Annotated in this window: 25 protein-coding genes; all 25 read right to left on the reverse strand. The window is 65.5% G+C overall.

Annotated elements, in window-relative coordinates:
* Positions 1-10: 10 nt before the first annotated feature.
* On the reverse strand, positions 11-2,251 hold the full coding sequence (locus PJW05_RS18565) for a chemotaxis protein CheA (protein ID WP_271408440.1): 2,241 nt from the start codon (positions 2,249-2,251) through the stop codon (positions 11-13).
* A gap of 12 nt (positions 2,252-2,263) precedes the next feature.
* Positions 2,264-3,052, reverse strand: a complete 789-nt coding sequence (locus PJW05_RS18570) for a protein phosphatase CheZ (RefSeq protein WP_271408441.1) — start codon at positions 3,050-3,052, stop codon at positions 2,264-2,266.
* Positions 3,053-3,071: 19 nt separating this feature from the next.
* On the reverse strand, positions 3,072-3,446 hold the full coding sequence (locus PJW05_RS18575; protein WP_271408442.1) for a chemotaxis response regulator CheY: 375 nt from the start codon (positions 3,444-3,446) through the stop codon (positions 3,072-3,074).
* 81 nt (positions 3,447-3,527) lie between these two features.
* Positions 3,528-4,274: an RNA polymerase sigma factor FliA gene (gene fliA / locus PJW05_RS18580; RefSeq protein WP_271408443.1), complete on the reverse strand. Its 747-nt coding sequence runs from the start codon at positions 4,272-4,274 to the stop codon at positions 3,528-3,530.
* On the reverse strand, positions 4,271-5,104 hold the full coding sequence (gene fleN / locus PJW05_RS18585) for a flagellar synthesis regulator FleN (protein ID WP_271408444.1): 834 nt from the start codon (positions 5,102-5,104) through the stop codon (positions 4,271-4,273). The genes fliA and fleN overlap by 4 nt, the downstream gene beginning before the upstream one ends.
* Before the next feature lie 67 nt (positions 5,105-5,171).
* Positions 5,172-6,521 (reverse strand): flagellar biosynthesis protein FlhF, encoded by a 1,350-nt coding sequence (flhF, locus tag PJW05_RS18590; RefSeq protein WP_271408445.1) that lies wholly within the window; start codon positions 6,519-6,521, stop codon positions 5,172-5,174.
* A gap of 15 nt (positions 6,522-6,536) precedes the next feature.
* Entirely contained in the window at positions 6,537-8,660 is a 2,124-nt protein-coding gene (flhA, locus tag PJW05_RS18595) for a flagellar biosynthesis protein FlhA (RefSeq protein WP_271408446.1), read from the reverse strand.
* A 250-nt stretch (positions 8,661-8,910) separates the two neighbouring features.
* Entirely contained in the window at positions 8,911-10,047 is a 1,137-nt protein-coding gene (gene flhB, locus PJW05_RS18600; RefSeq protein WP_271408447.1) for a flagellar biosynthesis protein FlhB, read from the reverse strand.
* A gap of 41 nt (positions 10,048-10,088) precedes the next feature.
* A complete protein-coding gene (fliR, locus tag PJW05_RS18605; protein ID WP_271408448.1) occupies positions 10,089-10,865 on the reverse strand; it encodes a flagellar biosynthetic protein FliR in 777 nt (258 codons plus the stop codon).
* A 1-nt stretch (position 10,866) separates the two neighbouring features.
* Entirely contained in the window at positions 10,867-11,136 is a 270-nt protein-coding gene (fliQ, locus tag PJW05_RS18610; protein WP_271408449.1) for a flagellar biosynthesis protein FliQ, read from the reverse strand.
* Positions 11,137-11,138: 2 nt separating this feature from the next.
* Entirely contained in the window at positions 11,139-11,894 is a 756-nt protein-coding gene (gene fliP, locus PJW05_RS18615; RefSeq protein WP_271408450.1) for a flagellar type III secretion system pore protein FliP, read from the reverse strand.
* Positions 11,894-12,334 carry a flagellar biosynthetic protein FliO gene (gene fliO / locus PJW05_RS18620; protein ID WP_271408451.1) on the reverse strand — a complete coding sequence of 147 codons (441 nt, stop codon included), beginning with the start codon at positions 12,332-12,334 and terminating at the stop codon, positions 11,894-11,896. The genes fliP and fliO overlap by 1 nt, the downstream gene beginning before the upstream one ends.
* Before the next feature lie 4 nt (positions 12,335-12,338).
* Complete coding sequence (fliN, locus tag PJW05_RS18625) at positions 12,339-12,791, reverse strand: flagellar motor switch protein FliN (RefSeq protein ID WP_442969173.1); 453 nt, start codon at positions 12,789-12,791, stop codon at positions 12,339-12,341.
* 54 nt (positions 12,792-12,845) lie between these two features.
* Positions 12,846-13,817 (reverse strand): flagellar motor switch protein FliM, encoded by a 972-nt coding sequence (fliM, locus tag PJW05_RS18630; RefSeq protein ID WP_271408453.1) that lies wholly within the window; start codon positions 13,815-13,817, stop codon positions 12,846-12,848.
* 15 nt (positions 13,818-13,832) lie between these two features.
* Complete coding sequence (gene fliL, locus PJW05_RS18635) at positions 13,833-14,348, reverse strand: flagellar basal body-associated protein FliL (protein ID WP_271408454.1); 516 nt, start codon at positions 14,346-14,348, stop codon at positions 13,833-13,835.
* Positions 14,349-14,538: 190 nt separating this feature from the next.
* Positions 14,539-15,822 (reverse strand): flagellar hook-length control protein FliK, encoded by a 1,284-nt coding sequence (locus tag PJW05_RS18640; RefSeq protein WP_271408455.1) that lies wholly within the window; start codon positions 15,820-15,822, stop codon positions 14,539-14,541.
* 83 nt (positions 15,823-15,905) lie between these two features.
* Positions 15,906-16,259, reverse strand: a complete 354-nt coding sequence (locus PJW05_RS18645) for an Hpt domain-containing protein (RefSeq protein ID WP_271408456.1) — start codon at positions 16,257-16,259, stop codon at positions 15,906-15,908.
* Between the two features lie 31 nt (positions 16,260-16,290).
* Positions 16,291-17,985, reverse strand: coding sequence for an ATP-binding SpoIIE family protein phosphatase (locus PJW05_RS18650; protein ID WP_271408457.1), 1,695 nt, complete (start codon positions 17,983-17,985; stop codon positions 16,291-16,293).
* A gap of 11 nt (positions 17,986-17,996) precedes the next feature.
* A complete protein-coding gene (locus PJW05_RS18655) occupies positions 17,997-18,302 on the reverse strand; it encodes an STAS domain-containing protein (RefSeq protein ID WP_271408458.1) in 306 nt (101 codons plus the stop codon).
* Between the two features lie 409 nt (positions 18,303-18,711).
* The gene (gene fliJ / locus PJW05_RS18660) at positions 18,712-19,161 is read right to left on the reverse strand and encodes a flagellar export protein FliJ (protein WP_271408459.1); all 450 of its coding nucleotides are present in this window, start codon (positions 19,159-19,161) and stop codon (positions 18,712-18,714) included.
* Between the two features lie 6 nt (positions 19,162-19,167).
* Complete coding sequence (gene fliI, locus PJW05_RS18665) at positions 19,168-20,520, reverse strand: flagellar protein export ATPase FliI (protein ID WP_271408460.1); 1,353 nt, start codon at positions 20,518-20,520, stop codon at positions 19,168-19,170.
* Positions 20,510-21,304 (reverse strand): flagellar assembly protein FliH, encoded by a 795-nt coding sequence (gene fliH / locus PJW05_RS18670; protein ID WP_271408461.1) that lies wholly within the window; start codon positions 21,302-21,304, stop codon positions 20,510-20,512. The genes fliI and fliH overlap by 11 nt, the downstream gene beginning before the upstream one ends.
* A gap of 10 nt (positions 21,305-21,314) precedes the next feature.
* On the reverse strand, positions 21,315-22,331 hold the full coding sequence (gene fliG, locus PJW05_RS18675; RefSeq protein ID WP_271408462.1) for a flagellar motor switch protein FliG: 1,017 nt from the start codon (positions 22,329-22,331) through the stop codon (positions 21,315-21,317).
* On the reverse strand, positions 22,324-24,114 hold the full coding sequence (fliF, locus tag PJW05_RS18680) for a flagellar basal-body MS-ring/collar protein FliF (RefSeq protein ID WP_271408463.1): 1,791 nt from the start codon (positions 24,112-24,114) through the stop codon (positions 22,324-22,326). Before fliF ends, fliG begins: the two co-directional genes overlap by 8 nt.
* 14 nt (positions 24,115-24,128) lie before the next feature.
* Positions 24,129-24,461 (reverse strand): flagellar hook-basal body complex protein FliE, encoded by a 333-nt coding sequence (gene fliE, locus PJW05_RS18685; protein ID WP_271408464.1) that lies wholly within the window; start codon positions 24,459-24,461, stop codon positions 24,129-24,131.
* Positions 24,462-24,498 lie beyond the last annotated feature (37 nt).

The following is a 24,498-nucleotide window of genomic DNA, read 5'->3' on the forward strand; positions in this document are numbered from 1 at the left end:
CCGCCCGAGATCAACCGCGACGCGCGTAATGCTTGAGCATGCTCGGCACGTCGAGGATCAGCGCGATACGGCCATCCCCGGTGATGGTGGCGCCGGACATGCCCGGCGTGCCCTGCAGCATCTTGCCCAGGGGCTTGATCACCACCTCTTCCTGGCCCACCAGCTGGTCGACCACGAAGCCGATGCGCTGGGTACCCACCGACAGGATCACCACGTGGCCCTCGCCCTGCTCCTCCACCGCCGCGTCACGTACCAGCCAGCGCTTGAGGTAGAACAGCGGCAGCGCCTTGTCACGGACGATCACCACTTCCTGGCCGTCCACCACATTGGTGCGCGACAGGTCGAGGTGGAAGATCTCGTTGACGTTGACCAGCGGGAAGGCGAAGGCCTGGTTGCCCAGCATCACCATCAGGGTGGGCATGATCGCCAGGGTCAGCGGCACCTTGATGACGATCTTCGAGCCCGAGCCCTTCTGCGAGAACACATTGACGGTGCCGTTGAGCTGGGAAATCTTGGTTTTCACCACGTCCATGCCAACGCCGCGACCGGACACATCGGAAATTTCCGATTTGGTCGAGAAGCCCGGGGCGAAGATCAGGTTGTAGCACTCCAGCTCGGTCAGGCGCTCGGCGGCGTCCTTGTCCAGCAGCCCCTTCTCCACCGCCTTGGCGCGCAGCACGGCTGCGTCCATGCCCTTGCCGTCGTCGGTGATCATCAGGAGGATGTGGTCGCCTTCCTGTTCGGCGGAAAGCACCACCCGGCCGGTACGCGGCTTGCCGGCGGCCTCGCGCTCCTCGGGGGACTCGATGCCGTGGTCGACGGCATTGCGCACCAGGTGCACCAGCGGGTCGGCCAGGGCCTCGACCAGGTTCTTGTCGAGATCGGTTTCCTCGCCCACCAGTTCGAGGTTGATTTCCTTCTTCAGGTTGCGTGCCAGGTCGCGGACCAGGCGCGGGAAGCGGCCGAAGACTTTCTTGATCGGCTGCATCCGGGTCTTCATGACCGCTGTCTGCAGATCGGCGGTGACCACGTCCAGGTTGGACACGGCCTTGGCCATCGACTCGTCGCCGCTGTTGGCACCCAGGCGCACCAGGCGGTTACGCACCAGCACCAGCTCGCCGACCATGTTCATGATGTCGTCCAGCCGCGCGGTATCCACCCGCACGGTGGTTTCCGCTTCGCTGACCGCGGCCGGCCCGGCGGCACCGTTGCCGCCGGCGGGCGTGGCCGGCTGGCGCGGCGCGGGGGCCGGTTCGGTCCTGGCCGTCGGCTTGGGTGCTGGAGCAGGAGCGGGAGCCGGCGCAGGAGCGGGACGGCTGACCACTGGCGCCGGCGCGGCGGCCGGTTCCTCGGTGGCGCCGGTGAACTTGCCCTTGCCGTGCAACTGGTCGAGCAGCGCTTCGAATTCATCGTCGGTGATGTTATCGCCCGCCTCGGTGGCGGGCGCGGCCGGAGCACTGGGGATCGCCGCGTCCACGGCACCGCCGTTGAACTTGCCCTTGCCGTGCAACTGGTCGAGCAGGTCCTCGAACTCGTCGTCGGTAATCTCATCCCCGCCGCCGGCGGTGGCCAGGGCAGCCGCCGGGGCCTGGGCGGCAACGGCAGCGGTCGGCTCCACGGCGCCGGCGAACTTGCCCTTGCCATGCAACTGGTCGAGCAGCGCTTCGAACTCGTCGTCGGTGATCTCGTCGTCGGCAGCAGCAACCGCCGGCTCGGCGACGGTGGCGCCGCCGACGCTGTCACCCAGGGCGTCGAGCAACTGCTCGAACTCGCTGTCGGTGATGTCGCTGGCGGACGTGGACGCCTCGGCCACCGGTGCGGGAGCGGCAGGGGCCGGTGCCACGGGTTCGGCATCGGCGCCGGCGGGCTCGGCCAGTCGCGAGAGCGCCGCCAGCAGGTCCGGCGTGGCGGGCGTGGGCTCCTTGCGCTCGCGCACCTCGCTGAACATCTCGTTGACCGTGTCCAGGGCCTGCAGCACCACGTCCATCAGTTCGGCATCCACGCGGCGTTCGCCCTTGCGCAGGATATCGAAGACGTTCTCGGCGATGTGGCAGCACTCCACCAGCGCGTTGAGCTGGAGGAAGCCGGCGCCCCCCTTCACGGTGTGGAAACCACGAAAGATCGCGTTGAGCAGGTCCATGTCGTCCGGGCGGCTTTCCAGTTCGACCAATTGCTCGGACAGTTGCTCCAGAATTTCGCCGGCCTCTACCAGGAAGTCCTGGAGGATTTCTTCATCGGCGTCGAAGCTCATTCGGTGGCTCCCCTAGAAACCAAGGCTGGATAGCAGATCGTCGACGTCGTCCTGTCCGGACACCACGTCTTCACGTTTATCGGCATGGATCTGCGGACCTTCACCCCTGGAAGGATTTTTTTGTTTTTCCTGCTCGGCGCGCAGCGCGGCGTGGTCGTGCTCGATGCCGGCGTAGCGGTCGACCTGACTGGCCATCAGCACCAGCTTGACCAGGTTGCTCTCCACTTCGGTGACCAGTTGCGTCACGCGCTTGATCACCTGACCAGTGAGGTCCTGGTAATCCTGGGCGAGCAGGATGTCGTTGAGCTTGCTGGACAGGGCATCGGTATCGCGCTGGCTGCGGCCGAGGAACTGCTCGATGCGGCGTGCCAGGTCGCGAAAACCGTCGATGCCGATTTCCCGGCGCATGAAACGCCCCCACTCCTCACCCAGTTGCTGAGCGTCGTCGCTCAGACCGTTGAGCAGCGGCGCGCTTTCCTCCACCAGGTCCATGGTGCGGTTGGCGGCTTTCTCGGTCATCTGCACCACGTAGGACAGGCGATCGGTCGCGTCGGCGATCTGCGACATTTCCTGGGCATGGGGCAGGTGCGGGTCGATCTGGAAGTTGACAATGGCGTTGTGCAGCTCACGGGTGAGCTTGCCGACTTCCTGGTACAGGCCGCGATCGCGAACCTGGTTCAACTCGTGGATAAGTTGCACGGCATCGGTGAAATTGCCCTTCTCAAGGCTTTCGACCAATTCCCGCGCACGGACTTTCAGGGTCGACTCGAAGTCTCCCAGCAGGTGTTCATTCTGGTCCATGGTGCCCTCGCGGCTGACATCAGCCGTTGACCCGCTCGAAGATCTTCTCGATTTTTTCTTTCAGCACCTGGGCAGTGAAAGGTTTGACCACGTAGCCGTTCACACCGGCCTGGGCGGCCTCGATGATCTGCTCGCGCTTGGCCTCGGCCGTCACCATCAGGACCGGCAGATGCTTCAGGCGCTCGTCGGCGCGCACCGCGCGCAGCAGATCGATGCCGGTCATGCCGGGCATGTTCCAGTCGGTCACGAGGAAATCGAAGTTGCCGCTGTGCAGCATCGGCAGGGCGGTTGTGCCGTCGTCGGCTTCGGCGGTATTGGTGAAGCCCAAGTCACGCAAGAGGTTCTTGATGATCCGTCTCATCGTCGAGAAATCGTCAACGATGAGGATTTTCATGTTTTTGTCCAAGTCGACCTCCGTACAGTCTCAAACGCCCCTCTTGCCGGGAGCGCACTCATATCTGGAAGTGGTGCCGGTTCAACGCGCGCGCCATTCGCCCAGCCGCGCGCGCAGACGTGCCGCGCATTGGCTGTGCAACTGGCTGACCCGTGATTCGCTGACCCCCAGCACTTCACCAATTTCCTTCAAATTCAGTTCTTCGTCGTAATACAGCGCCAGCACCAGGCGCTCCCGCTCCGGCAGGTTCGCGATGGCATCGGCCAGCGCGGCCTGGAAGCGGTCTTCTTCCAGATCATGGGAAGGCGAGAATTGGGTGACACCGGCGTCCTCGTGCATGCCGCCCTGCTCGCCGTCCTGCAACAGGTCGTCGAAGCTGAACAGGCGGCTGCCCAAGGTGTCGCTCAGGATGCCGTAGTAGTCTTCGAGACTCAATTCAAGTTCGGCAGCAACTTCCTGATCTTTAGCGTCGCGTCCCGTTCTGGCCTCGATGGCGCGGATCGCGTCGCTCACCATGCGGGTGTTGCGATGCACCGAGCGCGGCGCCCAGTCGCCCTTGCGGACCTCGTCGAGCATGGCCCCGCGAATGCGGATACCGGCATAGGTCTCGAAGCTGGCGCCCTTGCTGCCGTCATACTTCTTCGAGGCTTCGAGCAAGCCGATCATCCCGGACTGCATCAGGTCTTCGACCTGCACGCTGGCCGGCAGGCGCGCGAGCAGGTGGTAGGCGATGCGCTTGACCAGGGGGGCGTAACGCTCGATCAACTGATGTTGCGAATCCCTCGCCTGTGCCTTGCCGTACATACGCAGTCCAGTGGCGGGTGTCATACGGGGTTTTCCGCGCTCGGCTGCCGGACCAGCCGCTCGACGAAGAACTCCAGGTGGCCCCGCGGATTGGCCGGCAGCGGCCAGCTGTCGACCTTCTGCGCGATGGCCTTGAAGGCCAGCGAGCACTTCGAGCGCGGGAACGCTTCGTAGACCGCGCGTTGCTTCTGCACCGCCTTGCGCACCGACTCGTCGTAGGGAACGGCGCCCACGTACTGCAGGGCGACGTCGAGGAAGCGGTCGGTGACCTTGGTCAGCTTGGCGAACAGGTTGCGCCCTTCCTGCGGGCTGTGGGCCATGTTGGCCAGCACGCGGAAGCGGCTCATGCCGTAGTCGCGGTTGAGCAGCTTGATCAGTGCGTAAGCGTCGGTGATGGAGGTCGGCTCGTCGCAGACCACCACGATCACTTCCTGGGCCGCGCGGACGAAGCTGACCACCGAATCGCCGATGCCGGCGGCGGTGTCGATCACCAGCACGTCGAGGTTGTCGCTGATGTCGCTGAATGCCTGGATCAGGCCGGCGTGCTGCATGGGCGAAAGCTGCACCATGCTCTGGGTGCCGGAGGCGGCCGGGACGATGCGGATGCCCCCCGGCCCCTGCAACAGCACGTCGCGCAGGTCACATTCGCCATTGATCACATCGGCCAGGGTGCGTTTGGCGGTGAGGCCGAGCAGGACGTCGACGTTGGCCAGGCCGAGGTCGGCGTCCAGCAGCATGACGCGACGACCGAGATCGGCCAGCGCCAGCGAAAGGTTCACCGACACGTTGGTCTTGCCGACGCCACCCTTGCCGCCGGTCACCGCGATCACCTGTACGGGATGCATACTACCCATTTCAAATACCTTGCCTTGGGCCACTTGGGTGTCTAGCACCGCCCTCTCCGGGGCGGTTCACACTTCTTCAACCGGCGCGCCGCGCCGGATTCTGGTACAGCCCGGCGAACAGGTCGGCCATGGCTTCTTCGCTCGGATCTTCCGGCGCCTGGAGGCTGACCGCGCGGCTCACCAGCTGGTGGCTGCGCGGAACCTGCAGATCATCCGGGATTCGCGGACCGTCGGCCAGATAGGCTACCGGGAGATGCTGGCCGATAGCCAGCCCCAAAACCTCGCCGAGACTGGCCGCTTCGTCCGCCTTGGTGATGATGCAGCCGACCAGGCCGCAACGCTTGTAGCTGTGATAGGCCGCCTTGAGTACCTGGCTCTGACTGGTGGCGGCCATCACCAGGTAATTCTTCGCGTTTATCGCCCGGCTGGCCAGCGCTTCGAGCTGCATGGCCAGGGCCGGATCGTTGACCGGCAGACCGGCGGTATCGATCAGCACCACGCGCTTGCGGACCAGAGGCGCCAGGGCCTGGGTCAGCGACTGGCCCGGATCGACCAGGGTCACCGGCACGTTGAGGATGCGGCCGAGGGTCTTGATCTGCTCCTGGGCGCCGATGCGGAAGCTGTCCATGCTCACCAGCGCGACGCTCTGGGCGCCGTACTTGAGCACGTAGCGGGCAGCCAGCTTGGCCAGCGTGGTGGTCTTGCCCATGCCGGCCGGGCCGACCAGGGCGATCACCCCGCCCTCTTCCAGCGGCTCGTTCTGCGGCGTGCGGATCGCGTGGGCCAGGTGCGCCAGCAGCATGCGCCAGGCCTGGCGCGGCTCCTTGACGCCCGCCACCTTGTCCAGCAGCGCGCGGGACAGTTCGGCCGGCAGCCCCATGCGCTGCAGGCGGCGCCAGAGGCTTGCCTGCTGCGGACGGCGGCTCTGCATCTGGCCCCAGGCGATGGAGCCCAGTTGCACTTCGATCAGTTCGCGCAGGCCGCTCAGTTCGAAGCGCATCGCGTCCAGGGCAGCCTGGTCGACGGCGGCGGGCTTGGGCGCGCCGACCGACTCCAGCGGACGCGGCACGCTGCGCGGACGGGCCATGGCGGCGGACAGGGCGGCTTCCGGCAGCTCCGACTCGATGGCGGTCAACGGCTCACCGGCGAACAATTGACGGTCCTTGCCGGCGTCGGCCTGGGCGCGGGTGGTCAGCTCCGCCTGCGCCTGGGCGATACGCGCCTGGGTCTTGCGCAGCTCGGCTTCGAGGGCCGGATTCGGCTTGCTCGGCGCCGGCGCGGGCAGTGGGTAGTCCAGCGCCGCGGTCAGCTCGACACCGCCGGCAACCCGACGGTTACCGATGATGGCGGCATCCGCGCCCAGTTCATCACGCACCAGCTTCATGGCCTGACGCATATCGGCGGCGAAGAAACGTTTGACCTGCATGGTCCTTGACCTCGGTTAGTTCTGCCCCACAGTCGCGACTATGGTGACCTGCTTGTTGTCCGGAATTTCCTGGTAGGCCAGGACGTGCATGGTTGGCACGGCGAGCCTTGCGAAGCGCGACATCATCGCCCGGATCGGCCCGGCCACCAGCAGGATCGCCTGCTTGCCGAGCATCTCCTGGCGCTGCGCCGCTTCCACCAGGGAACGTTGCAGCTTCTCGGCCATTCCGGGTTCGAGGAGAACGCCATCTTCCGAACCCTGTCCGGCCTTCTGCAGGCTATTCAGCAATATCTGTTCCAACCTGGGCTCCAGGGTGATCACAGGCAGCTCCGGCTCTAGTCCCACAATGCTTTGCACGATTGCGCGAGCCAGCGAGACGCGGACCGCCGCCACCAGCGCGGCGGGATCTTGACTCTTCGGGGCGACGTTGGCGATGGCCTCGGCGATGGTGCGGATGTCGCGAACCGGCACCTGCTCCTGCAGCAACGCCTGCAGCACCTTGAGCAGGGTCGACAGCGACACCATGCCCGGTACCAGCTCTTCGGCCAGGCGCGGCGAACTCTTGGCGAGGTTCTGCATCAGTTGCTGGACTTCTTCGTGGCCCAGCAACTCGTGGGCATGCTTGTGCAATACCTGGTTGAGGTGGGTGGCGACCACGGTGCTGGCGTCGACCACCGTGTAGCCGAGGGACTGCGCCTGGTCGCGCTGATTGACGTCGATCCACACCGCTTCCAGGCCGAATGCCGGATCCTTGGCAGCGATGCCGTTGAGGGTGCCGAACACCTGGCCGGGGTTGATCGCCAGTTCGCGGTCCGGGTAGACCTCCGCCTCGGCCACGCTGACGCCCATCAGCGTCAGGCGGTAGGCGTTGGGCAGCAGGTCGAGGTTGTCGCGAATATGCACCGAGGGCATCAGGAAGCCCATCTCCTGGGACAGCTTCTTGCGTACGCCCTTGATCCGCGCCAGCAACTGGCCGCCCTGGTTGCGGTCCACCAGCGGAATCAACCGATAGCCCACCTCCAGGCCCACCAGGTCCACCGGCGTCACGTCATCCCAGCCCAGTTCCTTGGTTTCCTGGGCACGCTGGGCGGGCAGCAGCTCCTGCTGGCGCTTCTCTTCCTGCACCGTCTCTTCCTTGGCCTTCTTCTGCTTCTGCCAGATCCACCAGGCACCGCCGGCGGCCACCAGGCCCAGGCCGACGAAAGACATGTGCGGCATGCCCGGCACCAGCCCCATGGCAATGAGGATGGCGGCAGACACCGCCAGTGCCTTGGGCGAGGCGAACATTTGCCGGTTGACCTGCTGGCCCATGTCCTCGGAGGTGGACACGCGGGTCACCATGATCGCCGCCGCGGTGGACAACAGCAGCGACGGAACCTGCGCCACCAGGCCGTCGCCGATGGTCAGCAGGGAATAGATGCGACCGGCGTCGCCGAAGCTCAGGCCGTGCTGCAGCATGCCGATGGCAATGCCGCCCAGCAGGTTGATGAAGAGGACCAGCAGGCCGGCGATGGCGTCGCCACGGACGAACTTGCTGGCACCGTCCATGGAGCCGTAGAAGTCGGCCTCCTGGGACACCTCGGTACGGCGCTTCTTGGCCTCGGCCTGGTCGATCAGGCCGGCGTTGAGATCCGCATCGATGGCCATCTGCTTGCCCGGCATGGCATCCAGGGTGAAACGCGCGCTCACTTCGGAGATACGCCCGGCACCCTTGGTGACCACCACGAAGTTGATGATCATCAGGATCGCGAAGACCACGGCACCGACCACGTAGTTGCCGCCCACCACCACATCGCCAAAGGCCTGGATCACCTTGCCCGCGGCGTCGTGGCCGTCCTGCCCGTGAAGCAGCACCACGCGAGTGGAGGCCACGTTCAGCGCCAGGCGCAGCAGGGTGGCCACCAGCAGGATGGTGGGGAAGACCGCGAAGTCCAGCGGGCGCATGGCGTACACGCACACCAGCAGCACGACGATGGACAGGGCGATGTTGAAGGTGAAGAAGACGTCCAGCAGGAAAGGCGGCACCGGCAGGGTCATCATGCCCAGCATCACCAGCACCAGCAGCGGCACCCCCAGGTTGCCGCGGCCGATGCCCATCAGGTTATTGCGGACATTGCCGATCAGTTGCGTACGATCCACTGCTGCTCCCCTACCCCTTTCGCGGAATCCTGCTCCGCACATCCAATCTTTTGACGCCCGAAGGCGGCGTCACAGCCCTTGTGCAAGAAGCTTTCCAACTTCACCAAATGATTGATTTTCGGGAGAAAACCCGTAGGAGCGAATTCATTCGCGATGCAGGTCGCAGACCTGCCCTCGAATATGACCGGGGGCTGCTGCGCAGCCCTTTCGCGAATGAATTCGCTCCCACAAGGGAGAGGTGGAGCTCAGGTCACTCGTCGCGCCGCAGCTCCGCCGGGATCGGCAGGTCGCGCAGCGGATCCGGACGCTTGCCCTTGCCGGCGCGGAACTGCTTGAGCTGGTAGACGTAGGCCAGCACCTGGGCCACGGCCAGGTAGAGGCCGGCGGGGATTTCCTGGTCCAGCTCGGTGGAGTAGTACACCGCCCGCGCCAGGGCCGGGGATTCCAGCACCGTCACCCGGCTTTCCTGGGCGATCTCGCGGATCTTCAGCGCGGTGAAGTCGTTGCCCTTGGCCAGCAGGAGCGGCGCGCCGCCCTTGTCGGCGTCGTACTTCAGCGCCACGGCGAAGTGGGTCGGGTTGGTGATGACCACGTCGGCCTCGGGCACGGCGGCCATCATGCGGCGCTCGGCCATTTCCCGCTGCAGGCGGCGGATGCGCGACTTGACCTCGGGCTTGCCCTCGGTGTCCTTGTATTCGTCGCGCACTTCCTGCTTGGTCATCATCAGCTTCTGCTTGTTGTCCCAGAGCTGGAACGGCACGTCCACGGCGGCGATCAGGATCAGCCCGCAGGCCAGCCAGACCGCGCTCCACCCCACCACCTGGACACTGTGCAGGATGGCCATGTCCAATGGTTCGTGGGCAATCGCCAACAAATCGTCGCGGTCGGAATTGAGCACCGCCAGGGCCACCAGCAGGATGAGCGCGAACTTGGCCAGGGCCTTGAGCAATTCGACCAGGGCGTGCATGGAGAACATCCGCTTGAGCCCGGACAACGGATTCATGCGGCTGAACTTGGGCAACAGCGCCTCGCTGGAGAACAACCAGCCGCCGAGGGAAATCGGCCCGGCGATGGACACCACCAGCAGGGTGATCAACAGCGGCAGCAGCGCATCGAGGGCCATCTTGCCCGAGGCGAGCAGCAGCAGCGCCATGCTGCGCTCATCCATCAGCACCGCCCGCGACAGCTCGAAGTTGGACTGCATCATCTGCATCAGCATGTCCGCCAGCCCGCCGCCACTGGCCAGCACGCCACCGGCCCCGGCGAGGGTCACGGCCAGGGTGTTGAGCTCGCGGGAACGGGCGATCTGGCCCTTCTCGCGGGCCTCCTGCAACCGTTTACCTGTGGGCTCTTCACTCTTGTCCGCCCCGCTCTCACTCTCCGCCACGGAAAACTACCTGCGTTGCCAGTGTTGCGTCGGTTGGTCGTTCATCGCGCCCTCGCCAGTTCGCGCAGGAGCTGCAGGGCGTCGCTGGCGAGGACCTGGTACTGGGCGAGGATATCGGCCATGCCGATCCAGACGATCACCAGGCCCAGGGCCAGGGTCAGCGGAAAGCCGATGGAAAAGATGTTCAGCTGCGGCGCGGCGCGGGTCATCACGCCGAAGGCCAGGTTCACCACCAGCAGCGCGGTGATCGCCGGTAGCGACAGCAGCAGGCCGGCACCCATCATCCAGCCGAGCTTGCCAGCCACCTCCCAGTGATGGGCGGTCAGCAGCCCGCCGCCCGCCGGCAGCGTGACAAAGCTCTCCGCCAGCACCTCGAACACCACCAGATGGCCGTTCATGGCGAGGAACAGCAAGGTCACCAGCATCAGGTAGAACTGGCCGAGCACCGGCACCGAAACGCCGTTGGTGGGGTCGACCATGGAGGCGAACCCCAGGCCCATCTGCATGGAGATGATCTGCCCCGCCACCACGAAGGCATGGAAGAACAGTTGCAGCACGAAGCCGAGCAAGGCGCCGATCAGCACCTGTTCGCCCACCAGCAGGATGCTGCGCAGGTTCAGGGCATCCACCTGCGGCATGGGCGGCAGGGTCGGCACCAGCACCACGGCGATGGCCAGCGCCAGGTAAAGGCGTACGCGAACAGGCACCAGCTGGGTGCCGATGATCGGCATGGTCATCAGCAGAGCGGCGATGCGAAACAACGGCAGCAGGAAGCTGCCCACCCAGCCGCCGATCTGTGCGTCGCTCAGCTCCAGCATGTCAGCCGATCAGCATGGGGATGTTCTGATAGAGCGTCTGGATGTACTCCATCAGTTGGCGGGTCAGCCAGGGGCCGGCCCAGATCAGGGTGACCAGCATCACCAGCAGGCGCGGCAGGAAGCTCAGGGTCTGTTCGTTGATCTGCGTGGCGGCCTGGAACATGGCGACGATCAGGCCCACCACCAGGCTCGGCACCACCAGGATGCCGACGATCAGGCAGGTCAGCCAGAGCGCTTCGCGGAACAGATCGACGGCAATCTCGGGTGTCATCGCTAGACGCCTCCGAAGCTTCCGGCCAGTGTGCCGATGATCAGCGCCCAGCCATCCACCAGCACGAACAGCATGATCTTGAACGGCAGGGAAATGATCAGCGGCGAGAGCATCATCATGCCCATGGCCATCAGCACGCTGGCCACCACCAGGTCGATGATCAGGAAGGGGATGAAGATCATGAAGCCGATCTGGAATGCGGTCTTCAGCTCGGAGGTGACGAACGCCGGCACCAGGATGGTCAGGGGCGCAGCGTCGGCGCTGGGAATGTCGGTGCGCTTGGACAGGCGCATGAACAGGTCGAGGTCGCTGGCGCGGGTCTGCGCCAGCATGAAGTCCTTGATCGGCACCTCGGCCCTGGCCAGCGCGTCCTGGGCGGTCATCTGTTCGTTGAGATAGGGCTGCAGGGCATCGCGGTTCACCCGGTCGAACACCGGCGCCATGATGAACATCGTCAGGAACAGCGCCAGGCCGATGAGTATCTGGTTGGACGGTGTCTGCTGCAGGCCCAGTGCCTGGCGCAGGATGGAGAAGACGATGATGATCCGGGTGAAGCTGGTCATCAGCATGACGAACGCCGGGATGAAACTCAGCGCCGTCATGATCAGCAGGATCTGCAGGCTTACCGAGTATTCCTGCTGGCCTTCGGGGTTGGTGGACAGCGTAATGGCCGGCACCGACAGGGGGTTGTCGGCGCCAAGGGCCAGGGGTGCGGCCAGTGCCAGCAGCAGAGCGATAACGAGGCGGTGCAGGGGCATCAATGCTTGTCCTTGCCGAGCAGTTCCATCAGGCGTTGGGCGAACTCCGGCGTGGCGGCCTGCGCATCGGGCAGGTGCACGGGCTCCTTCAGCACATGCAGCGGGGTGATGCGCCCGGCGCTGATACCCAGCAGGATCTGTTCATTGCCGACCTGTACCAGCACCAGCCGATCACGCGGGCCGAGGGCCTGGCTGGACACCAGCTTGATCACCTGGCCGTCACGCGGGCCGAGCTGCTGCACCCGGCGCAGCAGCCAGGCAAGCAGGACAATCAGCCCCACCACCAGCAGCAGGCCGATGGCGAGCTGACCGAGCTGCGCGGCCATGCCGCTGCCAGCCTGAGCCGCGGCGGCGGCCGGTGCCGGTGGGGTGGCGGCGATTTCGGCAGCGACGGCGCCGAGGGAGGGCAGGCAGGCCAGCGCGAGAAGAAGACGGCGCATGGTGTCAGCGCAGCTTCTTGATGCGTTCGCTCGGGCTGATCACGTCGGTCAGCCGGATACCGAACTTCTCGTTGACCACCACCACCTCGCCGTGGGCGATCAGGGTGCCGTTGACCAGCACGTCCAGGGGCTCGCCCGCCAGGCGGTCGAGTTCGATCACCGAGCCCTGGTTCAACTGCAGCAGATTACGGATGGTGATGTCGGTGTTGCCCACTTCCATGGAGATGGACACCGGGATATCCAGAATCACATCCAGGTTGGGGCCGTCCAGGCTCACCGGGCCGCTGGCCTTCGGCGCGCTGCCGAACTCCTCCATCGGCGCGCGCGGCGAAGCGGGTGCGGCCGCGCCCTGGTTCATCAGCGCGTCGATGTCGTCCTGGGACGCGTCACCGGCCTCGGCCAGAGCGGCGGCCCATTCGTCGGCCAGGGCCTGTTCTTCGGGAGTCGGGATATCCATGTCGTTTGCCATCGCTTGACCTCGGCTGGCTCTGGATTCGTGGGCAGCGCGCAATCAGCGCTGGCGTTCGATTGGTTCGAGGATCTGCAGGGACAGGTTGCCCTTGTGCGATCCCAGCTTGGCCTTGAAGGCCGGCACGCCGTTGGCGCGCATGACCATGTGTTCGGGCAATTCCACCGGGATCACGTCGCCCGGCTGCATGTGCAGGATGTCCCGCAGCTTGAGCTGGCGGCGCACCACGGTGGCGGCCACCGGCACGCTGACGTCGAGGATGTCCTCGCGCAGGGCCTTGATCCAGCGCTCGTCCTGGTCGTCGACGTCGGACTGGAAGCCGGCGTCGAGCATCTCGCGAATCGGCTCGATCATCGAATAGGGCATGGTGATGTGCAGGTCACCGCCACCGCCATCCAGTTCGATGTGGAAGGTGGACACCACCACCACTTCGCTGGGGCTGACGATGTTGGCCAGGGCCGGGTTCACCTCCGAGTTGATGTACTCGAAGTTCACGTCCATCACCGCGTGCCAGGCCTCGGCCAGGTCGACGAAGGCCTGGTCCAGCACCATGCGCACCACGCGCAGTTCGGTGGGGGTGAACTCGCGGCCTTCGATCTTGGCGTGGCGCCCGTCGCCGCCGAAGAAGTTGTCCACCAGCTTGAACACCAGCTTGGCGTCGAGAATGAACAGCGAGGTGCCGCGCAGCGGCTTCATTTTCACCAGGTTGAGGCTGGTGGGCACATAGAGCGAATGCACGTACTCGCCGAACTTCATCACCTGCACGCCGCCCACGGCCACGTCGGCGGAGCGCCGCAGCAGGTTGAACATGCTGATGCGGGTGTAACGGGCGAAGCGCTCGTTGATCATTTCCAGGGTCGGCATGCGCCCGCGGACGATGCGGTCCTGGCTGGTCAGGTCATAGCTTTTGACACTGGTGGGGTCCGCATCGGTCTCGGTTTCCACCAGGCCGTCGTCGACGCCGTGCAGCAGCGCGTCGATTTCGTCCTGGGACAGCAGGTCTTGAACAGCCATGGTCGCGTACCTTGCCTACTGCAATACGAAGTTGGTGAACAGCACTTGCTCGACGGTCATCGCGCCGGTTTCCTGCGTGGCCAGTTCCTGCACGGTGGCGGTGGCCTGCTGTCGCAGCATTTCCTTGCCGACCGGGGTCGCCAGGTTGTCGAAGCTCTGCCCGGAAAAAAGCATGACCAGCTTGTTGCGCAGCACCGGCATGTGCACCTTGAGGGCGTCCAGCTGGGCCTTGTCGCGGGCCATCAGCGACACACTCACCTGCATGTAGCGTTGGCGGCCGTTCTGGTTGAAGTTGACCACGAAGGCCGGGGCCAGGTCCTGGTACACCGCGGGTTGCTTGTCGGGCGTGGCGGCTGCCTCTTCCTGGGTGGGCTCGGCGGCCTTGTCGCCACGACTGAGAAAGTACCAGGTGGCCCCCACCGACAGACCAACCGCCAGCATCAGCGCCACCACGCCCAGGATGATGAGTTTCAGCTTGCTCTTGCTGCCCGCAGCGCCCTCTACCGGGGCCTTCGCTTCTTTCTTCGCCATGCCAATAATCCGTCGCCGGGCGGGAGAATCCCGCCATTTCCTGGGGAGTGAGCAAGTGTTATGCCAGCCCGCCAGCCGACCGGCGGTTCAGGCAACTGCTTCAGGGCTGCGGATATACCAGTGTCGGGGGCGGCTGTCACGGGGTTCCCGCCCCCGACCCTCGTGCAGGTCCGGGGCGGGAAGGGTCGCGCTAGGCGTAGAAATCCACCAGACCGCGGCCACCCGCGGCATTGGCCGGACGGATTTCGCTGTGGCTGACGCTGATTTCTTCATCGCCGCCGGCACCGAAATCGCCACGACCGCCAGCGGAACGGCGTCCGCCATCACCGTCCTGCCCCTGCCAGCCACGACTGAGCGACTGGTCGGAGACGTTCACGTCCAGCTGGTTCATGCCCTGTTGGGCAAACAGGTCGCGCAGACGGTGCATCTGCCCTTCCAGGGCATCACGGACACTGGCGTTGGGACTGGCGAAGGTCACCTGGGTCTGGTCCTGGTTCAGGTTCACCCGTACTTCGAGGCGGCCCAGTTCCTGGGGATCGAGCTGGATCTCGGCGGACTTGAGGTTCTGGCTGGACAGCCACATCACACGGTCCACCACCGCCTCGCTCCAGCCGCCCTGGTTCATTGCCACGGGCTGGCCGGGCATCAGGGCCGGCGCGCGCTGGGCCTGGGCGGTCTGCTGACTGATCGCCTGGCTCAGGGCATTGAGACGGTTGGCCAGCAGTTCGTTGCGCACTTCACCCTTGTTCTCGCCTAGGCCTTCGCTCAGCTCTGCCGAGAGCTCGGCCGAGGACAGGACCTTGTCCAGCTCGCCCTCGCCGGCTTCCAGCGGCTTGTCGGCGAACGCCGCCAGGGCATCGGCAAAGCCCTGGTCAGCGGTGGGCGCAGCTTGCGCCGCCTGGGTGGCGGCCGCCGTCTGCGCCTGCTGGGCGGCCTGCGCCCCCTGATCCAGGGCCATTTTCACCGCCGGCACACCGTTAAGCTGATCCAGCTCGGGGTCGAGGCTCGCCTCGCTCAGGCTGGCCGGAGCGCCACTGTTCACCGGCGGGGTGGCTGGCAGGTCCGGCATGGCTTCGCCGGTGCCCACGTCCACCGGTGCGTCATCTGCCGGCAACTGGCCCGTCATGGCCATCAGCAGTAGCGGGTCCATGACCGACTCATCGCCGACCTCCCGGGCTTCGCCCTCCTCGACCGGCAAGGGCTTGCCGCCATCGGCAACAGCCGGCTGGCCGACGGCAGGATCGACCGCCGGCTTGTCCGGGCCTTTCGCCTCGTCCGAGGTGTCCTTGGCCTGCCTGGCCGTCGCTTCATTGCGCTCGGCAGTCTTGGCCTGACGTTCTTTCGCGTACATCCGGGCGAAGCTGGAAGCCTCGCCCTTGCTGGTTTCCGCCGGTTTTTCCGGGGCTTTTGCGGCCGGTGCTTTCGGCTTCACCTCAGGTCGGGCCTGAAGAAGCAGATCGGGGGCAACGGGCATGGGCACTCTCCGCTCGGGTTGGTTCGTGCCGGTGGGATTGCAAGGGATGGGCCAACCTTTCCGTCGCTGGGCGCGAGCGCCACTCAGCGAGCCAGGCCGTGGCGCTCTTCCAGCATCAGGCCCTGGACAACCAGGAACTCCTGCTCGATCTGCAGGACCAGCGCGGTCGCATCGGCCAGTTGTTCACGCCGGGCGGTCTCCTCCAACTGCTTGCACAGGCCCGCCAGCACGGCGGCGCCCATGTTGCTGCAACTGCCCTTGAAACTGTGGGCGGCCAGGCGCAGGGCCTGACTGTCGGCCAGGGCGACGGCCCGATGGATTTGCCGCAGGCGTTCCGACGAGTCCGTCAGGAAGGTATCCAGCAACACCGGAAACTCACTCTCCATGACGTCCCGCAGGGCGGACAGCACAGAATGGTCGAGATGGATATCGGACAAACCCGTCGCTCCTCGTACTGAACGTCGGAAATTATGCCTGAACGGGCCAGCGGAACTCGACGCGGATGCCCTTGCCGCCTTCGACGGCTTCACAGCGCGCGGTGAGCTGGCTGACCAGGGTCAGGCCCCGGCCGCAAAGACTGTCCATCGACGGCTGGGAAGCCAGGACCGTCGCCAGGTCGAAACCCGTGCCGCTGTCTTCGACCTGGACCGTCAGGCACCCTCCCCGGCCTTCCGGAACCAGGTTCAGATGGAATCGTACATAGCCCTCGGTCAGCGCGCCCAAGCGTTCGCCTCGCTCGCGGTAGTAGCGGGCGAAGCCTTCGGCGTTGCCTTTGAGGGAGGAATCCAGCCCCAGCACGCCGTGCTCCAGGGCGTTGGAATACAGCTCGGCGAGCACCGTGTAGAGGGCACCGCCCTGGTCGCGCAGGCCCTGGACCTCCAGCAGCAGTTGCAGGAGGAACGGCAGCGGATTGAAGCGTTTGAGCGTGTTCGCCCGGAACTCGAAAGACGCCGACCAGTCCAGCGGGCTGGCCTGGCCACTGTCGGTGAACGCCAGCGTGGCGCGCTCGGTGGACTCTTCGAGCATGCGCACCTCGATCATGCTCACGTCGTCCTGGGCGTGGCCGCGGAAGGCGCTGAGGGCCAACTGGATATCGTCGAATAGCCGGTTGCCGTCGGTGTTGGCGTCGAACACCGCGCGCAGCCGCTGGTCGCCGAATATCTCATCGCTGTCGTTGCGGGTTTCCAGCACACCGTCGGAGACCAGGAAGATGCGGTCGCCGGTCTCGATGGGGAAGGACTCGAAATGCGCGTTGAAGGCGCTCTGGTCGAGCACCCCCAGGGGCAGGTGGCGCGACACCAGCGGCACCAGCTCGCCGCTCTGCGCGCGACGCAGGTAGCCGTCGGGCAGCCCGCCGTTCCACACCTCGACCAGACGCCGCTGGAAGCTCAGGTTGAGGAACGTGGCGCAGCAGAACACCCCCACCGGCAGGATGCGCTTCAGCTTGGCGTTCATCTCACGGAGGATGTCCGCCAGGGCATAGCCCTTGGCGGTCATGCCATAGAACACCTCGGCCAGCGGCATGGCGCCGATGGCCGCCGGCAGGCCGTGGCCGGTGAAGTCGCCAAGCAACACATGCATGCCGCCCGAGGGCTTGTAGGCGGCCAGCAGCAGGTCGCCATTGAACAGCGCATAGGGTGACTGCAGGTAACGGATGTTCGGGGCGCTCAGGCAGCCGGAATGCGCCACCTTGTCGAACACCGCCTTGGCCACTCGCTGCTCGGTGACCAGGTGCTCGTTGTGCCGGGCGATCAGGTCGCGCTGCTGCAGGACCGTGTCCTGCAACCGGCGCAGGCGGTCGAGGGCCTTGATCTTGGCCTCGAGGATGACCCGGTTGTAAGGCTTGGCGAGGAAGTCGTCGCCGCCCGCTTCCAGGCAGCGCACCAGCGCTTCATTCTCGGTCAGCGAGGTGAGGAAAATGATCGGCACCAGCGCTTCGCCGGCCAGTTGCTTGATCCGCCGAGCCGCCTCGAAGCCGTCCATCACCGGCATCAGGGCATCCATCAGCACCAGTTGCGGCTGTTCCTGCTGGAACAGCGCCACCGCCTCGCGACCGTTGGCGGCGGTCAGGGCGCGATGCCCCTGGCGGCTGACGATGGTGGAAAGCAGCAACCTGTCCGCCGCGTTGTCCTCGGCAATCAGGATCGTCAGCGGCGACGGCATGGCTGTGGACCTCAGGCGATCTGGAACAATTGTTCGAAGTTGGAGATGGCGAGGATCTTGCGGACGTCGGGGCTGCAATTGGCCAGGCGGATCTGCGCCCGTTCGCCGCCCGCGTGGTCGCGCAGCAGGAGCAGCATGCCGAGGGCGGAACTGTCGAGGTAGGTGGTGCCCTTGAGGTCCACCACGTAGCGCTTGGGCGTGACATTGACGCGCTCGTAGGCGTCGCGGAATTCCTGGTGGGCGCCGAAATCGAATCGTCCCTGGATGGTGATGGTCAGCTCCTGCCCATCGTCGGAGGGCATCGAGGTGATGGCCATGCAAAGCTCCTTGGTCAAGTTCGGGAAACGCGTGGTGAAGATTTAGCACCGGGCTGGAGGCGGGGCAACTGGAAAGCGCTGGAGGTTGAGAAAATAGGGTTCCGAGATGACCGGCTGAAGAACCTGGCCGAACCGGATCAGGGGGCTTGGAGTCCTGTGGTTCAGCTCATTGCCGAGTGGCCTTCAGGTTATCGCTTCGTGTCAGCCCCGAATGGGTATCGGGCAGGAAAAGACCAAGTAGGATGGGTTGAGGTACGAAACCCATGCTGACGAGGCATCAGATACACGCGTAGTCCCACTTCCGGTGCAGATGAACGCCGAAGCGCGAAACGATCGGGACGTGGGGGCATCCAGCCGAACGCTGCCAACCAAGACAGTCACTCAAACCTGCCAATCCAATAGGCGTACCCTATTCCGCGTGTTTTGTCGGCAACCGCTGCACCAGTTCGTCCAGCAGCTTCTGCTCGCGCTTGTCCTCCGCCGCGCGGGCTTCGTCGAGGTAGCGCTGCACCAGCTTGCGCAGGCCTTCCAGACGCGCGTAGCGCTCCTGCCAGGCGGCGCGGGCCTTTTCGAGGTTGTCGCGGTGCCATCGGACGCTCTGCAACTGCTGGCCGATGGCGGATTCCAGCTGGGACAGGAAGCGCTGGTAGTTCATCAGCCATTGGCCGGAAACACCGCGCTGCCCCTCTTCGATCCATTGCCGTTGGTAGTCGGCCCGATAGCGTTCGAGCTCGCCGAGCTTCATCTCCGCCTGGGTGAGTTGGCCCTGGCAGCGGCCAAGCGTGCGCGCCGCTTCGCGTTCGACGCGTTCGGCCATTTCGACCACCGGCGCCAGGCGCGCCGCGCGATGGCGGGACATGCGCTATCAGCCCTGGACGCCCAGGCTGGCGGCCAGGCGCTCGGTGCTCTGGGCCAGGCTCTCGCTCTCGTCCAGGGCCTGGCGCAGGAAGGCGCTCATGACCGGCTGACGGGCGATGGCGAGATCGGTGTCGGGATCGCCGCCGGCGACATAGGCGCCGACGCTGATCAGGTCGCGGCTCTGCTGGTAACGCGACCAGAGCTGCTTGAAGCGCTGGGCCAGCTTCATGTGCGAGGGGCTGACCACTTGGGGCATGACCCGGCTGATGGACGCTTCGATGTCGATGGCCGGGTAGTGGCCTTCCTCGGCTAGGCGCCGGGACAGCACGAAGTGGCCGTCGAGCACGCCGCGCGCGGAGTCGGCGATGGGGTCCTGCTGGTCGTCGCCCTCCGACAGCACGGTGTAGAAGGCGGTAATGGAGCCGCCGCCCTGCTCCGCGTTGCCGGCGCGTTCCACCAGCTTCGGCAGCTTGGCGAACACCGACGGCGGATAGCCCTTGGTGGCCGGCGGCTCGCCGATGGCCAGGGCGATCTCGCGCTGGGCCTGGGCGAAGCGGGTCAGGGAATCCATCAGCAACAGGACGTTCTTGCCCTTGTCGCGGAAATATTCGGCGATGCGCGTGCAGTACATGGCGGCGCGCAGGCGCATCAGCGGCGCGTCGTCCGCCGGTGAGGCGACCACCACGGAGCGCTTGAGGCCTTCCTCGCCGAGGATGTGCTCGATGAACTCCTTCACCTCGCGACCCCGTTCGCCGATCAGGCCGACGACGATGATCTCCGCTTCGGTGAAGCGGGTCATCATGCCCAGCAGCACGCTCTTGCCCACGCCGGTGCCGGCGAACAGGCCGAGGCGCTGGCCGCGACCGACGGTGAGCAGCGAATTGATCGAGCGAATGCCCACGTCCAGGGGTTCGCTGATGGGGTGGCGCTTCAACGGGTTGATGGTCGGGCCATCCATCGGCACCCAGTCCTCGGCCTTCATGCCGCCTTTGCCATCCAACGCGCGGCCGGCGCCATCGAGCACACGGCCGAGCATGGACATGCCCATGGGCAGGCGGCCGGTATCCGGCAAGGGCACCACGCGGGCGCCGGGGGCGATGCCGGACAGACTGCCGACCGGCATCAGGTAGATCTTGCTGCCGGCGAAGCCCATGACCTCGGCCTCCACCTGCACCGGGTGGTAGCTGTCGTCGTTGATCACCAGGCAGCGGCTGCCCACCGGCGCGCGCAATCCTTCGGCCTCCAGGGTGAGGCCCACCATGCGTAGCAGGCGGCCTTCCACCAACGGTTGCGAGGGCAGTTCGATGACATCGTCGTAGCCCGCCAGGCGCTTGGCGAAACTGGTGCGCTCAATACGCATGGTCGAGGCTGTCCGGGGAATCCAGGTCGACCACCAGGTCGGCGGACGGCGGGTGGACCTTCTGTTCGCGCTGCTGCTCGAACAACTGCTTCATTGCCTGGCTCAGGCGCGTCTCGATGCTGGCGTCGATACGCGAATGCTCGGTTTCGACCCGACAGCCGCCCGGCTCCAGGGATTCGTCTTCGAGGATGCGCCAACTTTCCTCGTGACGCTCGCGCAGCGCCTTCACCTGCTCGAAGTCCTGCGGGTTGATGTGGATGCGCACATTCTCGGCCCCCATGGGCAGCAGCTTCAGGGCTTCACGCAGCACATGGCGGATCTGGCTGGAGTCCATGCGCAGTTCGCGCTGGATCACCTGGCGGGTGATCAGGCTGGTGAGCTGCACCAGGGACTCCTCGATCTGCCGGTCCTGTTCGGCGATGGGCTCCAGCAAGTGCCCCATCAAGGTCTCGAGCTGGGCCAGGCGGGCATTCACGGCCACTTCGGCGTCCTGCCGGGCCTTGAGCTGGCCGGCATGGAAGCCGTCGCGCTCACCGGTGGCGAAACCCTCGTTGTAGGCATCCTGGCGGATGGCTTCGAGCTCCTCCAGCGTCAGCGGCTTGACGTCCTCGACCGGCACCTCTTCGATCTGCGGCTCGGGCTCCGCCTCGACCGCCTCCGGCGCCGGTTCTTCCACCTCGGCGGGCTCGGCGGCGTGGGGGTCGAAGCTGGGCAGCGACCAGCGGTCGAAGCCGCCGACGTCCTTGGCGCGGATCAGTTCGCTTGCCGATTCCTTGTTGGCCATGGACATCGCCTCAGATCATTTCTTCGCCGCCCTTGCCGCCGAGGGCGATTTCCCCGGCTTCGGCCATGCGGCGAGCGATGGTGAGGATTTCCTTCTGCGCCGACTCGACGTCGCTGACACGCACCGGGCCCTTGGCTTCCAGGTCGTCGCGCAGCAGCTCGGCGGCACGCTTGGACATGTTCTTGAAGACCTTTTCCTTGATCGCGTCGTCCGCCCCCTTGAGGGCCAGCACCAGCACGTCGGAGGACACCTCCCGCAACAGTGCCTGGATGCCGCGGTCGTCGACATCGGCCAGGTTGTCGAAGACGAACATCAGGTCTTCGATCTGCGAGGAGAGGTCCTCGTCCACTTCGCGGATGGAGTCCATCAACTGACCTTCGACCGAGCTGTCGAGGAAGTTCATGATGTCCGCCGCGCGCTTCACGCCGCCCATGGTGGTACGGGTGGTGCTGGCATTGCCGGCGAACTGCTTCTCCAGGATCAGGTTGAGTTCCTTGAGCGCGGACGGCTGCACGGTGTTCAGCGAGGACACGCGCAGGACGATGTCCAGGCGCACCTTGTGGTCGAAATGGCTGAGCACTTCGGCGGCCTGGTCCGGGTCCAGGTAGGCGACCACGATGGCCTGGATCTGCGGGTGCTCGTAGCGGATCACGTCGGCCACGGCGCGCGGCTCCATCCACTTCAGGCTGTCCAGGCCGCTGGTGCTGCCGCCCAGCAGGATACGGTCGATCAGGTTGTTGGCCTTGTCCTCGCCCAGGGCCTGGGTGAGCATCTTGCGGATGTAGCCGTCGGCGCCGACGCCCAGGCTGGTCTGGTCGCCCACCATATCGACGAACTCGCTCATCACCTGCTCCACCTGCTCGCGGTGGATATTGCGCATCTGCGCCATGGCGACGCCGACCCGCTGCACTTCCTTCGGCCCCATGTGGCGGAGCACCTGGGCGGCATCGGTCTCACCCAGGGACAGCAGCAGGATGGCTGCCTTGTCGACCTTGTTCAGCTTGGCTGGGAGACGGTTTTCACTCATCGGCGTTGATCCACTCTTTGACTACCAGGGCCACACGGCCAGGATCTTCGGCCACCAGGTTCTTGATGGCATTGAGCTGCGCATCATACCCATCGCTCGGGCTGGGCAGCAGGATGCTTTGCGGGCCGCCCAGGCTCACACGGTCGTCCGACAGCTCACCGGACAGCCCCATCTCGCCCAGGTCGACATCGCCGTCGCGGCCGCCCGCCAGCTCCTTGGTCTTGCTGGCGCCGCTGATGTTGTTCAGCACCGGACGCAGCACCCCGAACACCAGCACCAGGATGAAGAGCACGCCGAGCACCTGCTTCACCACATCCCAGAACCAGGGCTGGGTGTAGAACGGAATGTCGATGACTTCTTCGCTGTGGTCGGCCAGGAACGCGGTGTTGATCACGCTGACGCTGTCGCCGCGGCTGGCGTCGTAGCCCACTGCGTCCTGTACCAGGCGGGTGAAGCGGGCGATCTCGTCGGCACTCCAGGGCACACGGGTGACCTCGCCGCTCTGCGGGTCGACCTTGACCTGGTCATCCAGCACCACCGCGACGGACAGCCGGCGCAGGCGCCCTTGCTGCTGCTTGGTGTAGCTGATGGAGCGGTCCAGTTCGAAGTTGCGGGTGGTCTGGTCGCGCTTGTCGGTCGGGTACGGTGCGAGCATCGGCTTGCCGGTAGCTTGGTCGATGATCTGCTGGCCGTTGTCGTCCAGGATCGGCTGGCCCGGCTGCACACCGGCCGGTGCGGCGCCGGTGGCCTGCTGGGGCGCGGCGCCGGGCGCCGGCGGCTGGTTGGACAGCGCGCCGGGCACGCCCTGTGGGCCGCCATTGTTCTGGCGCTCCTCGGCCAGTTTCTGTTCGCTGCGCAGGGCGGGCTGGTCCGGGTTGAACATTTCGGATGTGGACTCGACGGCGCTGAAGTCCACGTCCGCCGAGACTTCCGCCTTGTAGCGGCCGCTGCCCAGCACCGGCTGCAGGATGCTGTGCACGCGCTGGGTGTAGAGGGTTTCCATGCGCCGGGAATAGTCGAACTGCTTGCCGGCCATGGTCAGCTCGGACAGTTCCTGCTGATCGGACAGCAGGTTGCCCTTCTGGTCGACCACGGTGACCTGGGACTTTTCCAGTTCCGGCACGCTGGTGGCCACCAGGTTGACGATGGCCATGACCTGGCTCGGCTCCAGGGCGCGGCCCGGATAGAGCTCCACCAGCACCGAAGCGGTCGGCTTGCGCTCGTCGCGGACGAACACCGAGCTCTTCGGAATGGCCAGGTGCACGCGGGCACCCTTGACGTTGTTCAGGCTGGAGATGGTGCGCGCCAGTTCACCCTCAAGACCGCGCCGGTAGCGGGTCGCCTCCATGAACTGGCTGGTGCCCAGACCCTGTTCCTTGTCGAGGATCTCGAAGCCGACGGTGTTGTCGCTGGGCGCCACGCCGGCGGCGGCCAGTTTCATGCGGGCGCGGGCCAGATCCTCGGACTTCACCAGCAGGGCCCCGGAGTTGGGCTCGATCTTGTAGGCGATGTCGGCGGCGCCCAGGGCTTCGACCACCTGGTTGGCGTCCATCCCGGAAAGGCTGCCGTAGAGCGGACGGTAGTCCGGCTGCTGCGACCAGAGCACCACGGCAAAACCGATGGCAACGCTGGCGGCCAGGCCGACCAGCAGGCCGACCTGACGCAGCATGCTCATCTGCGAGAGGTTCTCCAGGAAAGACAGCCCGAACAGTGGCTTCTTCTCTTCCGGGCTCTCCGACGCATCCGTCTTGGCGGGGACTTTTGCAACAGCAGCTTCAGCCATTTCTCAACCCGCCCTCAAACCGGCATCTGCATGATGTCTTGGTAGGCCTGGACCAGCTTGTTGCGCACCTGGGTCATGGCCTCGAAGGACACGTTGGCCTTCTGCGAAGCGATCATGACATCGGTGAGGTCCACGCCTTTCTGCCCGACCTCGAAGGCGGTGGCCAGGTCGCTGGCGACCTTCTGGGTGGCCGACACCTTGTTGACGGCCTGCCCGAGCATGTCGGCAAAGCTCGGCGCGGCGGCATCCGGGGTCTCGACGGGGGTGGGTTTGGCGCGCGCCATCGCATCCATCTGCATGGCCCGCATTTCCAGCATCAGTCGATTGAATTCGACGCCCTGACTCATGTTTCTTCCTCCAACTGCCGCGATTTTTTGACGCTAC

The organism is Pseudomonas sp. Q1-7, from assembly GCF_028010285.1.
Classification (GTDB): Bacteria; Pseudomonadota; Gammaproteobacteria; order Pseudomonadales; family Pseudomonadaceae; genus Metapseudomonas.

Coding starts and splice junctions, on each gene's coding strand:
- fliG (WP_271408462.1), bottom strand. CDS start 22,331: ATGAGTGAAAACCGTCTCCCAGCCAAGCTGAACAAGGTCGACAAGGCA.
- PJW05_RS18650 (WP_271408457.1), bottom strand. CDS start 17,985: ATGCCGTCGCCGCTGACGATCCTGATTGCCGAGGACAACGCGGCGGAC.
- fliJ (WP_271408459.1), bottom strand. CDS start 19,161: ATGTCCCGCCATCGCGCGGCGCGCCTGGCGCCGGTGGTCGAAATGGCC.
- fliI (WP_271408460.1), bottom strand. CDS start 20,520: ATGCGTATTGAGCGCACCAGTTTCGCCAAGCGCCTGGCGGGCTACGAC.
- fliM (WP_271408453.1), bottom strand. CDS start 13,817: ATGGCTGTTCAAGACCTGCTGTCCCAGGACGAAATCGACGCGCTGCTG.
- flhF (WP_271408445.1), bottom strand. CDS start 6,521: ATGCAGGTCAAACGTTTCTTCGCCGCCGATATGCGTCAGGCCATGAAG.
- PJW05_RS18565 (WP_271408440.1), bottom strand. CDS start 2,251: ATGAGCTTCGACGCCGATGAAGAAATCCTCCAGGACTTCCTGGTAGAG.
- fliR (WP_271408448.1), bottom strand. CDS start 10,865: ATGCTGGAGCTGAGCGACGCACAGATCGGCGGCTGGGTGGGCAGCTTC.
- fliF (WP_271408463.1), bottom strand. CDS start 24,114: ATGGCTGAAGCTGCTGTTGCAAAAGTCCCCGCCAAGACGGATGCGTCG.
- fliO (WP_271408451.1), bottom strand. CDS start 12,334: ATGCGCCGTCTTCTTCTCGCGCTGGCCTGCCTGCCCTCCCTCGGCGCC.
- fliE (WP_271408464.1), bottom strand. CDS start 24,461: ATGAGTCAGGGCGTCGAATTCAATCGACTGATGCTGGAAATGCGGGCC.
- PJW05_RS18655 (WP_271408458.1), bottom strand. CDS start 18,302: ATGGCCATCACCTCGATGCCCTCCGACGATGGGCAGGAGCTGACCATC.
- fliP (WP_271408450.1), bottom strand. CDS start 11,894: ATGCCCCTGCACCGCCTCGTTATCGCTCTGCTGCTGGCACTGGCCGCA.
- fliL (WP_271408454.1), bottom strand. CDS start 14,348: ATGGCGAAGAAAGAAGCGAAGGCCCCGGTAGAGGGCGCTGCGGGCAGC.
- PJW05_RS18575 (WP_271408442.1), bottom strand. CDS start 3,446: ATGAAAATCCTCATCGTTGACGATTTCTCGACGATGAGACGGATCATC.
- fliQ (WP_271408449.1), bottom strand. CDS start 11,136: ATGACACCCGAGATTGCCGTCGATCTGTTCCGCGAAGCGCTCTGGCTG.
- fliN (WP_442969173.1), bottom strand. CDS start 12,791: ATGGATATCCCGACTCCCGAAGAACAGGCCCTGGCCGACGAATGGGCC.
- fliH (WP_271408461.1), bottom strand. CDS start 21,304: ATGGCCAACAAGGAATCGGCAAGCGAACTGATCCGCGCCAAGGACGTC.
- fliA (WP_271408443.1), bottom strand. CDS start 4,274: ATGACACCCGCCACTGGACTGCGTATGTACGGCAAGGCACAGGCGAGG.
- fleN (WP_271408444.1), bottom strand. CDS start 5,104: ATGGGTAGTATGCATCCCGTACAGGTGATCGCGGTGACCGGCGGCAAG.
- PJW05_RS18570 (WP_271408441.1), bottom strand. CDS start 3,052: ATGGACCAGAATGAACACCTGCTGGGAGACTTCGAGTCGACCCTGAAA.
- PJW05_RS18640 (WP_271408455.1), bottom strand. CDS start 15,822: ATGCCCGTTGCCCCCGATCTGCTTCTTCAGGCCCGACCTGAGGTGAAG.